Here is a 15,330-nt window from a genome sequence, read left to right as displayed (position 1 = left end):
AACATGTGGGGAGACTTCTTTTTATAGCACATTAATTGCCTGACAAATAATTTACATCTCAATCATTTACGGCCGTTAATGGTGCATTTATGGGGCGCTGTACAACTTAACAGTGGCTCGTCAATTTGTACAATATATTCTGTAACATTACCGTTTCATGAACAACACACAACAAATTGAAAAATAAAGAATTTATAAAATATATCCTGATTTTATTAAAAATCTGTACATTTTTTATGTACAGATTTGGAAATTGTGTATACCTTAAATGTAACGTTACTGATTACAAAATTTTACAGGAGCGAAACATGCAGCAGAAAGGTTACGTCGCAGATTCCGCAGCAGCGATCGCACAGTACTTCGAAAAAGCCGCGCTTCCCACTCAACAGGAAACGCTGGGACAAGTTGTGGTTGAAATCCTGAGCGACGGGCGAAACCTTAATCGCAAATCGCTCTGTACCAAGCTGTTAAGCCGCCTCGAAAAAGCCGATGGCCCTGAAGAGGAAGAGCACTATCACATGCTGCTTGGTCTGCTCTTCGAACGGTAAGGTTATGAATAGCAGTGACGCAGATAAGCTGACTGACCAGTTGATTGGGGAAGCCGTTCTTTCTCTGTTGAAAGAGCACGGCCCGATCACCACTGAGGCTCTTGTACAGCGTCTGCGGGATATGAAAGTACATGAAAAGGATCCCCGGCGGCGGGAGACACTGGCGAAGGTGATTGCCGAAATCGGCTCAAACAGCTTCCCATTAAAACGTCGCAGAACCGCGCAAGGACGAATAACAAGAGAGGGACCTCTCAATGATAACCGAGACAATGTAGTGCCGTTATTTGGAAATGGAAAACCGTCCGATCCCAAAAAAATACATTGACTGCAATTTAACAGCTACGGTGAGAACAAATGAGACAAAATATTCAGCTTCAACCCGAATACCATTCTGCTTTTTTAGAAAGCGCGCTGTCGGAGTATTTCCGTCACGCAGGCGATCGTTTTGCTGAAGAGTCCGCTGTTTTTTCTACTGCAGTACGCTGTGTTCTGGCTTCCGAAGGCCATCTGTCAAATAAAGCCATCATTCTGTGGCTCATCCAGACGCTGGAAGCCACCCATGATGTTGTTCAGGCGGATGTTATTCGTAAGACGCTTGAAATCGTCGTGGGTTACACCATGGACGACCTTTAATTCCCAGCCGCTGCTCTCGTGTCATCGTCAAAACTGACGAACATTTGACGATGACACGTCCCCGCCCTCATAACACCCTGTAAAACAAGCACTTTAAATATGGCATGGTTTCTGCTTAATCCCTTTTACGGGACTGGGCTTACCAGTCATTTTGCTTCATTTCTTAACAGGTCTGTTATTGATGAATAAAATCGCCAGCGTCTGCCCTTACTGTGGTGCAGGCTGCAAATTAAACCTTGTTGTTGAAAATAACCGTATCCTCCGCGCCGAAGCGGCAGAGGGGGTCACAAACCAGGGGACCTTGTGCCTGAAAGGATTTTACGGCTGGGACTTCCTCAACGACACCCGTCTGCTCACTCCCCGCCTGACCCAACCGATGATCCGTTATCGTAAGGGAGAGGCATTCACCCCCGTGACCTGGGAAGAGGCTATCCGCTACACCACCCACAAGCTCAGCAGTATCAAAGCGCAATTCGGTCCGCGCGCGATCATGACCACCGGTTCATCACGCGGCACCGGTAATGAAACCAACTACGTGATGCAAAAATTTGCCCGTGCGGTGTTGAACACGAACAACGTAGACTGCTGCGCGCGCGTTTGTCACGGCCCTTCCGTGGCCGGTTTACAGGAGACACTTGGCAACGGCGCAATGAGTAATTCAATCAACGATATTGAAAACTCAAAATGTCTGCTGGTATTTGGCTACAACTGCGCAGACTCCCACCCTATAGTCGCCCGTCGCGTGCTGAAAGCCCGGGAAAACGGTGCAAAAATCATCGTCTGCGATCCGCGCCGCATCGAAACGGCGCGCATTGCCGACCAGCATCTGCAGTTGAAAAACGGCAGTAACATGGCGCTGGTCAACGCTTTTGGCTATGTGCTGCTGGAAGAGGAGCTGTACGACAAAAACTACGTCGCACGCTTTACTGAAGGGCTAGAAGCCTATCGGCAGACGGTCAAAGAGTATGCCCCAGAGCGGGTTGAACACCTCACCGGCATTCCCGCCAGTGACGTTCGTCAGGCAATGCGTACGTTCGCGGCGGCCCCTTCCGCCACCGTGATGTGGGGAATGGGCGTGACCCAGTTTGGTCAGGCTGTGGATGTGGTTAAAGGACTTTCCAGCCTGGCGTTGCTGACCGGCAACCTCGGCCGTCCTGCCGTCGGCGTCGGTCCCGTGCGTGGACAAAACAATGTTCAGGGTGCCTGTGACATGGGCGTGCTGCCGAATATGTTCCCCGGCTATCAGGATGTGACCGATCCCGCCGTCAGACAGAAGTTCGCCGATGCCTGGGGAATTGACGTCAACAAGATGGACGATCGCGTCGGGACGCGCATTACCGAAGTGCCTCACCTGGCGCTGGAAGGCAAGGTCAAAGCCTATTACATCATGGGGGAAGATCCGCTCCAGACGGAAGCCGATCTCGGCCTGGTCCGCAGCGGTTTTGACGCTCTCGATTTTGTCGTGGTTCAGGACATCTTTATGACCAAAACGGCGGAAGTGGCTGACGTGCTGCTCCCTGCCACCTCATGGGGGGAACACGGCGGCGTCTTTACCTGTGCCGACCGGGGGTTTCAGCGTTTTGGCCAGGCCATTCAGGCCAGCGGCAACGTTAAGCGTGACTGGGAGATCATCAGCCTGCTCGCCACCGAAATGGGCTATCCGATGCACTACGACGATAACCAGCAGATCTGGGACGAGATGCGCGCGTTGTGCCCTCTTTTCTATGGTGTGACCTATGAAAAAATGGGCGAAATGGGCCACGTGCAGTGGCCGTGCCCGACGCTGGATCATCCGGGAACGCCATACCTGTACAAAGACAATCAGTTCGACACCCCAACCGGCAAGGGGCAGCTCTTTGCTGCACCGTGGCGCGCACCGGCAGAAACCCCTGATGATGACTACCCTCTTGTGCTCTGCACGGTGCGTGAAGTGGGACATTATTCGTGCCGATCAATGACCGGGAACTGCGCCGCGCTGCAAAGCCTGGCCGACGAACCTGGCCGGGTACAGATGCATCCATCCGATGCGGATAAGCTGGGCATCCGTGACGGCCAGCTGGTGTGGGTTCGTTCACGCAGGGGCAAGGTCATCACCCGCGCCAGCATCAGTGAGCGTATCAACGCCGGTGCGGTCTATATGACCTACCAGTGGTGGATTGGCGCCTGCAACGAGTTAACGCAGGACAACCTTGACCCTGTCTCTAAAACGCCGGAAACCAAGTACTGCGCGGTAATGCTGGAAGCCATTGAGGACCAGCGCTGGGCGGAGGATTTTGCGGCGTCGTCTTACCAGACGATGAAAACGCGGTTGATCAATGCCGTGAACGTGTAAGGAAAAGAGGCTTAACGGTTTTGTAATTCGCAGAATCAGGGGCGCGATAATGAATGACACTATTGCGCCCCTGGTATGTTATTGGGAATACTGGTTAACCATGATGGTGAGTCAGATAGTCTCGCAACCGGTTTGCAGGGGTATTCTTCTCCACCATCCTGTGAATCAAGGCCACCAGCTCAAAATCACTGCGCAGGTTGAATTTTTGCATCAGCAAATATTTATGGGTAAAAATAGTTTTATCACTTGTTTTAAGCTTATTCGCGATCTGCCCTACCGATAATCCTCTGTAAAAACTCACCATAACGCGAATTTGCTGTGGCGATAATATTTTATGCTGGCATTCGCTGCAGCTTCTCTTCCTCCAGTGAAAGCTTGAGAGCTGTGTGCGGTACCATGCGATAAACAGCGCCTCGGTGATCCTGTCCAGCGACGCGCGGCGCGAGATAAAAATCATATCCTGAAAACAGGACGGATATGTCGAGAAACGGTGTTCATCATCCACCAGCCCAACCACAATTCCTTTTTTCCGCGCCTGTAATTCGGGATAACAGGTCAGGGTTTCCCCCTGACATAAAGAGAGAAAAATAATATCGGCGGCACTGACATTTTCATGAGAAAGTTCGCCGTCAAAGTGAAGCAGATGTTTGAAATTATGAAAGAAGAAATCCTCAAGAAAACACTGCAATCCCGCTCTGAAAAATGCGTCGGTCTCTTTAATCACAATATTCAGCATATCAGTTGTACTGCATCGTCATGACCACGACGGCACTGATGCTCCCCGGCGTCGCACCGCCGGTGAAGGATTTAACCGATGCCAGCATGGCTATCGTTGCCGTTCTGTCTGCTGAAACAGGTTGAGTGAGGCTTGCACCCGTTCCTTTCAGCACGCCTGTCGCGGCCTCACTCATCGCAATCGCAACGTGCGTGGCCGAACCGCTGTTCATGTAATAATCCGCTCCCGCATCCGGATCGGGAGTGCCGGTAAAGGAGACCGTCACGCTGCGCGTCCCCGTCGGGCACTGGGTAAATAACAGGTTAAAGGGCACAGGATCGGATGAAGATCCCGGCGTAGCCATATTTGATGCCTGTATATTGCCAAGATTAATATTCAGACCGGCATTCCCTCCATTAAATATACACGGAGCGGCAATAATATTGCCGGTAACGCTGACATTAACGCTGTCCGCCGCAAAGATATTGCTGCTTATTACTGTGGCGGCGAGCGCGGCCGTGCGCAAAATATTCATCGCTTTATCCATCACTGATACGTCAAATTTAAGGTCGCAGAGGCATTGGCCGTGCCGGGTTCAACCGTCGTTTTTGTCTGGTAATAACGCGCCGTTAACGGAAATGTCTGCTGACCGCCCGCGGCAACGGTTAACGGCAGGCGCGTATTTAACGCCAGCGGCGTGCCGTTATAGAGCAACTGAACGCCAACCCCTTTCGCCGTGCCGGTATTCCCTTGCCCTGTAAGTGCCAGCACGCTCGTCGTCGCAACGTCCGGGTTCTGAATACCGCTGATCGAAACATTCACGTTGGCGCCAGGATCGCAGTTAAGTCCAAGATTTTGCGTATTCCGGGCGCCCGCCAGTGTGGTGCCCACCGTCGAGCCAAACGTCGCCGCAGAAATATCGCCGATAGGGAACGTCAGCTGCGGGGTGGTGATGCTGCAGGCCAGCACGTTAACCGTTCCCCCCAGCAGCGTGGTCGTCAGAGCATCACGGTAAATGCCATCGCTCCCCTGCAGCATCACCACGCCCAGTACTCCCGGCGTGAGTGAACCTGACGCGACCGGTCCGGTCACGATAAGTTCTATTTTACCGCCCCACCATTCGACATAGCTGGCCTGCGCGGTATAGGAAAAGGTATTTGTCGGATTTTCAAAATATCCCCCAGATGAAAAACGAATACCAATTCCACTTACGTTTGTGTCATAGACGTGATTTCCGAAAGCGCTCTGGGTTGCATTCAGATATCGCATGCTAAATCCCAGCATTACCGGACTCGTGCATCCCGTTAAATAGGCGCTGGTGATTGACGCATTACGCGAAAATAAAACGGTACCAACGGCCACATCGCGCTGCACCGTAATGGTGCCGATGGACAACGTAGATTCCTGGTGCGTAATCGTCGTGCAGGTGCCTGCATGGGCACTGCTCCAGCCTGCTGCGATACACAGCAGAAATATCATCGTAATTAAGCGCATTTTAAAAAACCCTAAAGACAATTGACGTTGAGTTCGGTAATTCCGCCTGCCGATGATGGCGGAGGGAGGACGAACGGTGCGCGGCATTGCCGGTCGCTTTCCGTCCCCCAGGTAACAACGACCGTTCCCCGTGCATCCAGACCGGTGAGATAGACCTGTCCTTTATCGCCAACAATAACGCTGCTGTTATCGACACCGTTCAGGCTCGCCATTGCCCCGAAGGGAACAAATTGGCCGTTATGCGTTAAATTAAACAACACCCGGCGCCCAACCTTCGCCTGATAATCAGCCACCACGATCGCGCCACGCGTCGGGGTCACTGTGCGGGTATTAATCTCCAGCTCAACATCATCCGGCATACTTTCCGGAGCAAGGGCGATCTCATTTTTACGGTAAACGGAGAGATTACTGACCACCGTATAGCCCCGGTAATCCGTTTTGACCCCCGCCTGATTACGGATATCAACATCGTGCGCACCCGGGGCGCTAACCAGCACATTGGTCTCACCGAGAGGCTGTGAGAAGGTGATCCCTTCCCGGTGAGCGAGAACGCCTCCCTGCAGGCCATAGTTAAGGCGCTCGCTGTTTTTGTCATAGCTGTAGCCCGCCGTCAGTTCAGCGTAGGTTCCTTTATAATCACCATTCAGGTTGCCCGTGTAGCCCACGCCATCCGACCCGTACCCCTGCTGCACGTTCCAGTTCAGCGCATGGTTTTCCAGCGCCACCCCGTTGAGACCGATGTTGTGTGTGGTGCCGTTATGCTGACTGGCGCTCACGCCATAGTTAGCCCAGGTTTGCGGCAAAAATTTCTCAAGGGGAATACTGACGTTGAAAGCCACGAGCCGATCGCTGTCGTATCGTTTGTTACCATCATAAGAACCCGCACTGCCGTTTTTACTGTAAGTCCAGGTCAGTCCGTAACTGATGTTGTGCCAGTAGTTGTTGTAACCCAGGCTGTATGACGCCATCGTTTTACCCGAATTCCAGTAGTCTTCACGGGCCGCGCTCAGGGTCAGCGAACCCAGATTGTTGCCTAACGTCTGGCTCATCGTCAGTTCGGCCCGGTTGCGACGCCGGTCCTGAAGCGCAGTGCTGTCACCCCAGGAATCGAGGATCTCCTGCATGCCGTAGTAACCGCGGGTCGAGTAGCGGTAGCCTGCAATCGAAAACTGGGTTCCGGTCCCCACAAAGTTCTTGCTGTAACGCGCGCGCCAGGATTGCCCGTTGGATTTTTTGCCGTCCTGCGGGGTGGACCAGGCCTGGGTCACGTCCGCAGAAATCGCACCCAAATCGCCCATGTTTTTCCCAAGCCCGGCTGCGACAGACTGGTATTTGCTCGACGCCTGCAACCCACCGTAGAGCGTGACGCCCCGCGAAAGACCATAGATCCCGGTGATTTGCCCAAACGGCGTCTTATCAACGTTATGGTTATAAGAGCGGTACTGGCCCCCGGTCAGCGCATATTTCAGGCGCCCCTCGCGTTGTAATACCGGCAACGAGGCATACGGTAGAGTGAAATGTTGCTCACTGCCGTCAGCTTCCTTAATGGTGACATCCAGATCGCCCGCGCCGCCCGTGGGGTACATATCCGTAATTTCAAATGCACCAGGCGCAACATAGGTCTGATAAATCTGATAGCCATTTTGCCGCACCACCACCTGGGCATTGGTCCGCGCGATACCGCGAACTACGGGTGCATAGCCTTTCAGCGAATCCGGCAGCATGTCGTCGTCGGAAACCAGTTGTCCGCCGCGAAACGGCATACTGTCGAACACGTCTGCGGGCGCGGCGCTATCGCCCAGGGTGAGCTGTGCGTTGAGCGGTATAATGGCCCGCTGTGCGTAGGTGTAGACGGTATCCCACGTGTCCTGGCCCGTCTCATCCCGCGACCAGGTGGTGTAGTTGCGCAGCCGCCACGGCCCAACGTTAATGCCCGGGCGTAAGTTGGCGTATTGACTGTTACTGTTCTTCATGCCGGCCTGTTTTGCCCGGCTGTTCGCCCCGCTCAGGCTGTAGTTGAGCATCGCGGCGGTGATCCCTTCATCCCATTGTTCCGGGGAAACATACCCTCGTGCAGGCAGATCGATCGCGGCCTGAGGAATACTGATGACCAGCCGCTGCGCGCCGAACTGAAAATCGGTACTGGCATGCGGGATTGCCTGCAGGTTGACACAGGATGTCGTTTCGCTCGTCAGGCCGGGGAACAGTGCGGTTTTGACGCCCCAGCTTTTTAGCTGTGCAATACTCAGACAAGGCAGCAGGCTGTCATTTCCCTTCTCATCGTTTACTGCAATAAAATCAATATCGCCCGTCTCAATAAGCTGGTCGTCAAGAATGATATCAACATGGTATTTCCCTGGTGCCTGCGAACCGGATTCAAACGCAGATAAATCGGCTTTTGCCATCCCGGGATTATCCAGCTCCACCAGCTCGGCGTTAAAGGTTTCCCGGGCATGCGCCACAGATACAGCATGCGTCAGCGCGAAGGTGATATAAATAGCCAGACGCGCGGGTTGCATTTTTATATTTTTCGTTGCCATCATCATAAACCTGACCGACTATTGAGAGCGCCCGTTTTTCAACTATTAAAAACTGGCCTGATGTCTTATTCCCGGGCTGCCATAATCGTTAATCACGCTGAACTGGATCTGATTGCCAGAAATGCCGGGCGGTAAGCTAAATGCAGCCACTGCGCCCGGCGCCACCCATGAGGCCTCCTCCAGTTTTTTACCCCCGACGTTTATGTCATTAAAGTTAATGACATAGGGTGTAGGATTAGAGACCTGGATTTTATTTCCGCTGCGGGACCAGGTTAATTTATTTACCTGTTCCTCCGGCGTTGACGCCTTCAGCTTTTCCGGACGATAAATAAGCTTGATGCGTGTCTTCACGGCAATCTGCAATGAATTAACCTGTTTCGTGGCTGACGGTATCGCTTTAATGTTCAGCCAGAACAGACTTTCCTTATCTTGCGGCAACGAGCCGGTGAGCAAAATACGTTCAATATTCAGCTGACCACCGTTAAGCCTGTAGAGCGGTGGGGTGATGATAAAAGGCGCTTTATTAGCATTACCTTCTGGCATCTCAATCCAGGACTGGATTAAGTAAGGGGCTTCATCCGCATTATTGATGCTGATGGAGGCTTCTTTTTTTCCACCATCAAAAATAACGCGGGTACCGCCAATAATAACCCCGGCAGAAGCCTGTGACAGCGACGCCATAATAACAGCCGCGCTCAGCAGGGCTTTGCTAATAACATTCATTTTGAACCTCTTGATACAAGGGGGCAATGACTGCCCCCACACAACACCTTGCGGAGCGGACTTTTTGCTGCTGAGTAATTAGTTATAAACAACAGAGAAGTTAGCGACGGAGTTTGCAGGACCGGATGTTACCGCTGCTGCCGTTGAAATATACTGCGCATAGAAATTCAACGTATTGTCAGCACTGCTGCTTAACGAATAGTTGTAGCTATTGCTGCTATGCAGCGGCAGGTCAGCTTTATCAGCAGTCATCAAATTGATGGCAACCCCGGTTGCGGCACCGGCGACGGACGTATCAATCGCCAGCAGATCCGTATTGGTCATATCGGGCGTGCCGTCAAAACGGACTTTGGCACTGGTCACGGTTACCGGACAATTCTTCAGAATAATATTGAATTTCGTTGCCGCCGTTCTTGAACCGGTGGTTGGAAATTCTGTTTTATAATAATCGCCTAATACCACCACCTGGTTTTGAGAGGCCACCGCAACATCGCAGGCTGAATCCAGGATGTTGCCATTAAAGTTTACGGTGCCCGCAGCCGCAAAGGCATTGCCCATCATTAAGGCGGAACCTGCCGCTACCATTGCTAAAATAATATTCTTTTTCATAATCATCATGTTCCTGTTTACTGGATAACTTTATTTATTATTGAAATTCACGTAGCAGAAAGCCGATAAAAGAACCAGTTAACATTCTTTTATTTCCCAATCGATGGCATAAGGTCTTTCTGACTGACTGGATAAAATTTATATAATCATTTTCCTGAAAACAACTTTTTGATGGTCTAGCTGTAGACTGTGATTTAACGAAAAAACAACATTTATCACAGCAGAAAATTATCGAATAGTGAGCGAGTCTAATTGTAGACCCGACACACTTTCTCCTGTGATTCAGAACGTTAGACTCCTGAGATCCCCCGGTCTACTTTTAGACCTGCGGGGAATATTCCCTGAGTTCTTCATTTTTAAGATAATTCCCTTCGCAGATCAAAAATTGATCATACAAAGCGTCGCTGTGAGGTATCTTATGAATACGCGTTTAACCACCCAACTGAATAATCACCAGTCCTCAGTTCTGGATTTAAAACCGTTCGCCCATATAGACACGCTGATTAAACATGTTTTGCCTGTGGCCAACAGAATGATCATCGGCCGTGGCGAAACGGTACATTATTATAAAGATGATATTCGGCAATGCTTTTTGCTTCTCCAGGGGAGCGTGGCGCTTCATCGGCGCGGCGACGGCATTGTTTTAAACTCTGAATCTACCCCTTTTATTCTCGGTGTCAGCAGTCAGTTTTCCTCTGAGCACCTGTATGTCCGGGCGCTGGAGACCGCAGAGATCGCCCGCGTGCCGCTGGAGAGCTTCAATCAAATTGTGTCGCAACATAATTTATGGGAGCACTTTTCTAAGCTGCTTATTTATACCGCCTCGCGGGTCTACGAACATTGCGCGCAAATATCGCAAATGTCGGCCTACGATATTATCCGCTTCCAGCTTGTAGAACTGATGCAGGAACCCGACGCAATCCGGTTAAATACGACGGCGGCAGCCTACATCAAAAGCCGGACCTATCTTTCGCGCAGCGGAATTATGCGTATCCTCTCGGAACTGCGCACCGGGAAGTACATCACCATGGAGCGTGGCGTGTTGCTCGACATTCATCATCTGCCACGAAAATATTGACCGCCGCCGTGCCGCCAGAGACGATAGACGCTATACTTAGCCAGGTTTATTTAAAGGTTAGCAGCGACCATGTCCCTTCCAGAAACGCCTCAACGTGGCTCACCCTACGCGCAAGAGCTTATTTCTCACTTACTGCCTGACTGTACGACACGACAAACCGCTCGCGGCGAACGACTTGACCTTCAGATCGATGGTCAGGGAATGTGCTATTTAATTCTTGAGGGGACGGTCGCTATCTACAGAAGAAGCGACGATATGATGCTCTCCACGGCCCGCAGCCCCGCCCTCTTCGGCCTCGCTAATCTGACCGACATTTATTTTAATGACTACCTCAAGACCGTAAGCCCTTGCCTCATAGGCACGCTCACCGCCGAGCGGGTTAATGACATCATCAAAGAAAAGGCCTTGTGGGGGCTGCTTTCAAAACAGCTCATGTTTGTTTATAGCCGTCTTTATAACAACGTGATGCCTCAGGGGGCACCGACGGCGTATGAGATGATTCGCCAGCAGCTCATAAAGCTGATGGAGGAAGATGAGAGCTATCGCGGCAGCGTGACGGCGGAAAGGTATATCAGGGAGAAAACCCAGCTCTCCCGAAGCGGGGTCATGCGCATTCTGGCCGATTTAAAAACCGGCGGGTTTATCGAAATGGAAGAAGGCCGTCTCCTTAAAATCAACAAACTTCCTGCCAGATACTGAATGTCAGGCACAAAAAAGGCCGCAATTGCGGCCTTTTCAACAACACTCACTCAATGGACGTGAACGCCCAACCGCCAGGCAAAGTAGATCTCTTCTTTCAGTTCATTCGAAGAGAGCGCCAGCAAATCTGTAAATTCCAGCTCAAGCTGTTTCAGCTTTTTCAGGTACTGCGCCGGAGACAGGTTGCTCTTATCGCGACGTAAATATTCAATTGCCAGCTGTGTTGGGGTTATTTCAGTATCCATGATGTCCTCGCTTATGTACAAATCCTGACCAGTATATCACAACCTGCTGGCTAGTTTTTGACCAAAGGCAATTCATCTGAAAACTTTACACGACCGCCGTCGTCAGACGCGACGAGCAGCAGAGGCGATCCTGCTCATCGAGGATATCAATCTGCCACACCTGGTGACGGCTGCCGGCATGGAGCGCGCGGCAAATACCCCGTACGCGTCCGCTGCGCACTGAGCGAATGTGGTTGGCATTCACCTCAAGCCCGACGACCTTCTGCTCACCTTCGGTGCAGAGATACCCTGCAACCGAGCCCAGCGTTTCGGCCAGCACGACGGACGCACCGCCGTGCAATAAACCAAACGGCTGATGAGTCCGATGATCGACAGGCATTGTGGCCTCAATATCATCGTCGCCAATGCGGGTAAACTGGATATCCAGCAGCCCAACCATATTCCCCTCGCCCATGGCATTCAGCGCCTGCAGCGTGACGGCACGTTTCCAGATCATCCAATTATCTCCAGTAAAGCCTGTAATGGGTGGCGTACGCCGTTACCTTCTACCCGTTTCACCTGGCTGCGGCAGGAGTAGCCCGTCGCCAGACAGCGGTTTCGCGGCAAACGCTGCATGGCCTGGTGCCAGGACAGCTCATAGATGCCGAGCGAGTTGGCGTGGTTTTTCACTTCATGACCGTACGTACCGGCCATCCCACAGCAGCCCACGTTAACGCTCTCCAGCTTCGCCCCGAACCGGGCAAAAATGGATGCCCACTGCGCCGGAGCGCCGGGCAGCGCCGTCACTTCCGTGCAGTGGCCGAACAGATACCATGGTTCACCGCTGACATCCTGAATCGCGCGCGCTTCCAGGGCTGACGGCAGCCACTCATGCACCAGCATGACGTGGAATTCTCCGCGCTTATCACCCAGCGTCTGTTTATATTCATCGCGATAGCAAAGCACCAGCGCCGGATCGACGCCGACCATGGGTATACCCAGTTGCGCCACACGGTTTAAGAAGTCAGCGGTTTTCCGCGCGGTCTTCGCAAAACGCGTCAGGAAGCCTTTAATGTGCTGCGCCTTGCCGTTGGGCGAGAACGGCAGAACCACGGGCTGATACCCCAGTTTTTCGGTCAGGCGGATGAAGTCCGCGACCACCTGGGCGTCGTAGTAGCTGGTGAACGGATCCTGCACCACCAGCACGACATTCGCTTTTTGCTCGGGGGTGAGCGCCTCAAGCTGTTCCAGGGTCATGTTTGCCGAGCGGTGCCCGACAAGCTGGCGCTGCAGAGACGGCACCGACAGCAGCGGCAGATCGACCATACCGATATGCTTTTCGGAGAGCTTGCGCACCAGCGGCTGGTTGATAAAGAAGTTAAAGGTCTTAGGCGCGCGCGCCATCAGCGGTGCGTAACTTTCCACGGTTGCCACCAGATGGTCTCGCACCGGGCGCAGATAGCGCGTGTGGTAGAGCTGCAGGAAGCGCGAGCGGAACTCCGGCACATCGATCTTAATCGGGCATTGCGTCGAGCAGGCTTTACAGGCCAGACAGCCGGACATCGCCTCTTTCACCTCATGGGAGAAATCATACTCGCCCTTACTGGCATGCCAGCTATTGCGGGTGCGCTCAATCAGCGAGCGCAGGCTGGCCCGTTTTTCCGGTATCTGCTGCTCCAGCCTGAGCGGATCAACGCCGCGATCGGCCAGCAGGCGCAGCCATTCGCGTACCAGGGTCGCCCGCCCTTTCGGAGAATGGATACGGTTGCTGGTGATTTTCATCGACGGACACATCGGGCTTTTCACATCGAAGTTAAAGCACAGGCCGTTGCCGTTACACTCCATCGCGCCGCGCCAGGAGGATCGCACCGCAATCGGGATCTGCCTGTCGTAGGTACCGCGCTTGACGGCATCCACCTGCAGCATTGGCGCATCCACGCCTTCAGGCGGGCAGATCTTTCCGGGATTGAGGCGGTTATGCGGGTCGAAGGCCGCTTTGACCTTGCGTAATTCCGCATAGAGCTGTTCCCCGAAGAAGGCCGGGCTGTATTCCGCGCGGAACCCTTTCCCGTGCTCCCCCCACAGCAGACCGCCATATTTGGCGGTCAAGGCCACCACATCGTCAGAGATCTGCTTCATCAGGATCTCCTGCTGCGGGTCGCACATGTCCAGCGCCGGGCGCACGTGCAGCACCCCGGCATCGACGTGGCCGAACATGCCGTAGCTCAGGCCGTGGCTGTCCAGCAACGCGCGAAACTCAACGATATAATCCGCCAGATGCTCAGGCGGCACGCAGGTGTCTTCGGCAAACGGAATCGGCTTCGCTGCGCCTTTTGCATTGCCGAGCAGGCCCACGGCTTTTTTACGCATCGCATAGATACGCTCAATACCGGCCAGATCGTTACAGAGCTGCCAGCCAATCACGCCGCCTTCACCCTGCGCAATGAGATCATCCAGACGCTGGCAGAGCGTCGTCACCTGGCTCTCAATCAGTTCCGCGTCATCGCCAGCAAACTCCACGATATTGAGACCCAGCATCTCTTTATCCGGCACGTCGGTAATCAGCTCCCGCACGGAGTGCCAGACAATGTCCTCCCGCGCCAGATTCAGCACTTTAGAGTCGACGGTTTCTACCGACAGCGCCTGCGCCTCAACCATAAACGGAGCATTGCGCAGCGCGGAGTCGAAGGAGTCATATTTGACGTTCACCAGACGACGCACCTTCGGTAAACGGGTGATATCCAGCCGCGCCTCGGTGATAAACGCCAGCGTGCCTTCAGAGCCGGTCAACACCCGGGTTAAATCGAACTGCGTCAGATCGTCGTTAAAGACGTGACGCAAGTCGTAGCCCGTTAAGAAGCGGTTCAGTTTGGGGAATTTATCGAGGATCAGCTGGCGGTTGTCACGACAGCGCTCCAGCACCGTGCGATAAACACGCCCGATGGTGGTGTTGTCTTTACCCAGCGTTTCCGCCAGTTCGACCGGCATCGGCTGGGTATCAAGAATATCGCCACCCAGCAGAACCGCACGCACGCCCAGCACGTGATCGGAGGTTTTTCCGTAGACCAGCGACCCCTGACCGGACGCATCGGTATTGATCATGCCCCCAAGGGTCGCACGGTTACTGGTGGAGAGTTCCGGCGCGAAGAAGTAACCGTAAGGCTTGAGATACTGATTTAGCTGATCTTTGATGACGCCCGCTTCAACGCGCACCCATCCCTCTTCAGGATTGATCTCAATGATGCGGTTCATATAGCGCGACATGTCAATAATAATGCCCTGGTTCAGCGCCTGACCATTGGTCCCGGTGCCGCCGCCACGCGGCGTAAAGACCAGAGAGGCGAACCGCTCTTGCGTGGCCAGCCGGGCAATCAGCGCCACGTCGGCGGTTGAACGAGGGAAAACGACGGCATCGGGAAGAAGCTGGTAGATACTGTTATCGGTGGCCATCGTCAGCCTGTCGGCATAGTTCGTGGCGGTATCACCTGTAAAACCCTGTTGCTCCAGTGCCTGCAAAAAATTAAGCACCAGTTGAACGACGCCAGGTGCCTGAGAAATCTGTGGGATCATTACTGTCGACCCTAATTAGAGTAATGTGAAATCGTTTGCGTTGTGTCTGGAAAGTTTTATCACATTTTTTTCTTATGTGCTTCGTAGAATTACGGGCAAAATCCGCCTGTCAAAAACCGCTGAGATCATTAATGATTAGAGAGACGCGGTTTTCCGTTCCCGCCA

General features: G+C 53.0%; 15 protein-coding genes. 6 read left to right on the top strand and 9 right to left on the bottom strand.

Translation table 11 applies throughout. The annotated features are described in order from the left end of the window. The first annotated feature begins 308 nt into the window (after positions 1 to 308). The 4 genes from ycgZ (at position 309) to fdhF (ending at position 3,513) form a co-directional block, all read left to right on the top strand. Positions 309 to 548, top strand: a complete 240-nt coding sequence (ycgZ, locus tag ACOTXR_RS04785; protein WP_008500634.1) for a regulatory protein YcgZ — start codon at positions 309 to 311, stop codon at positions 546 to 548. Between the two features lie 4 nt (positions 549 to 552). Continuing rightward, a complete protein-coding gene (locus tag ACOTXR_RS04780; protein WP_032628871.1) occupies positions 553 to 873 on the top strand; it encodes a hypothetical protein in 321 nt (106 codons plus the stop codon). Between the two features lie 29 nt (positions 874 to 902). Beyond that, positions 903 to 1,181: a biofilm/acid-resistance regulator YmgB/AriR gene (locus tag ACOTXR_RS04775; RefSeq protein ID WP_014883526.1), complete on the top strand. Its 279-nt coding sequence runs from the start codon at positions 903 to 905 to the stop codon at positions 1,179 to 1,181. A 181-nt stretch (positions 1,182 to 1,362) separates the two neighbouring features. Continuing rightward, a complete protein-coding gene (gene fdhF, locus ACOTXR_RS04770; RefSeq protein ID WP_222834821.1) occupies positions 1,363 to 3,513 on the top strand; it encodes a formate dehydrogenase subunit alpha in 2,151 nt (716 codons plus the stop codon). 94 nt (positions 3,514 to 3,607) lie between these two features. Here the strand turns inward: fdhF and ACOTXR_RS04765 are convergent, their stop codons facing one another. From ACOTXR_RS04765 to ACOTXR_RS04740, 6 genes are all read right to left on the bottom strand, one after another. After that, complete coding sequence (locus tag ACOTXR_RS04765; protein WP_058690493.1) at positions 3,608 to 4,249, bottom strand: helix-turn-helix transcriptional regulator; 642 nt, start codon at positions 4,247 to 4,249, stop codon at positions 3,608 to 3,610. Between the two features lies 1 nt (position 4,250). Then, positions 4,251 to 4,763, bottom strand: a complete 513-nt coding sequence (locus ACOTXR_RS04760; protein ID WP_058690492.1) for a fimbrial protein — start codon at positions 4,761 to 4,763, stop codon at positions 4,251 to 4,253. A gap of 11 nt (positions 4,764 to 4,774) precedes the next feature. Beyond that, positions 4,775 to 5,722, bottom strand: coding sequence for a fimbrial protein (locus ACOTXR_RS04755; protein WP_421766999.1), 948 nt, complete (start codon positions 5,720 to 5,722; stop codon positions 4,775 to 4,777). An 11-nt stretch (positions 5,723 to 5,733) separates the two neighbouring features. Then, positions 5,734 to 8,262 (bottom strand): fimbria/pilus outer membrane usher protein, encoded by a 2,529-nt coding sequence (locus ACOTXR_RS04750; protein WP_058690491.1) that lies wholly within the window; start codon positions 8,260 to 8,262, stop codon positions 5,734 to 5,736. 45 nt (positions 8,263 to 8,307) lie between these two features. Further along, entirely contained in the window at positions 8,308 to 8,985 is a 678-nt protein-coding gene (locus tag ACOTXR_RS04745) for a fimbrial biogenesis chaperone (protein WP_058690490.1), read from the bottom strand. Positions 8,986 to 9,063: 78 nt separating this feature from the next. Next, positions 9,064 to 9,594 (bottom strand): fimbrial protein, encoded by a 531-nt coding sequence (locus ACOTXR_RS04740; protein ID WP_058690504.1) that lies wholly within the window; start codon positions 9,592 to 9,594, stop codon positions 9,064 to 9,066. 418 nt (positions 9,595 to 10,012) lie between these two features. On the opposite strand from ACOTXR_RS04740, the gene ACOTXR_RS04735 reads away from it, so the two are divergent. Next, a complete protein-coding gene (locus tag ACOTXR_RS04735; RefSeq protein ID WP_014883518.1) occupies positions 10,013 to 10,672 on the top strand; it encodes a helix-turn-helix domain-containing protein in 660 nt (219 codons plus the stop codon). A 69-nt stretch (positions 10,673 to 10,741) separates the two neighbouring features. Continuing rightward, positions 10,742 to 11,371 (top strand): helix-turn-helix domain-containing protein, encoded by a 630-nt coding sequence (locus ACOTXR_RS04730; protein WP_047344136.1) that lies wholly within the window; start codon positions 10,742 to 10,744, stop codon positions 11,369 to 11,371. Between the two features lie 50 nt (positions 11,372 to 11,421). Here the strand turns inward: ACOTXR_RS04730 and ACOTXR_RS04725 are convergent, their stop codons facing one another. The 3 genes from ACOTXR_RS04725 to ydiJ form a co-directional block, all read right to left on the bottom strand. Beyond that, positions 11,422 to 11,616 carry a YdiH family protein gene (locus ACOTXR_RS04725; protein ID WP_003857766.1) on the bottom strand — a complete coding sequence of 65 codons (195 nt, stop codon included), beginning with the start codon at positions 11,614 to 11,616 and terminating at the stop codon, positions 11,422 to 11,424. A gap of 85 nt (positions 11,617 to 11,701) precedes the next feature. Then, positions 11,702 to 12,112, bottom strand: coding sequence for a 1,4-dihydroxy-2-naphthoyl-CoA hydrolase (menI, locus tag ACOTXR_RS04720; RefSeq protein WP_014883516.1), 411 nt, complete (start codon positions 12,110 to 12,112; stop codon positions 11,702 to 11,704). Beyond that, positions 12,109 to 15,165 carry a D-2-hydroxyglutarate dehydrogenase YdiJ gene (gene ydiJ / locus ACOTXR_RS04715; protein ID WP_058690489.1) on the bottom strand — a complete coding sequence of 1,019 codons (3,057 nt, stop codon included), beginning with the start codon at positions 15,163 to 15,165 and terminating at the stop codon, positions 12,109 to 12,111. The genes menI and ydiJ overlap by 4 nt, the downstream gene beginning before the upstream one ends. Between the last annotated feature and the right edge of the window lie 165 nt (positions 15,166 to 15,330).

This window comes from Enterobacter cloacae complex sp. IR53030 (genome assembly GCF_049238365.1).
In the GTDB taxonomy this organism is placed as follows: domain Bacteria; phylum Pseudomonadota; class Gammaproteobacteria; order Enterobacterales; family Enterobacteriaceae; genus Enterobacter; species Enterobacter kobei.
Note: the sequence above shows the minus strand (reverse complement) of the source record. Positions and strands in the feature narration are given on the sequence as shown.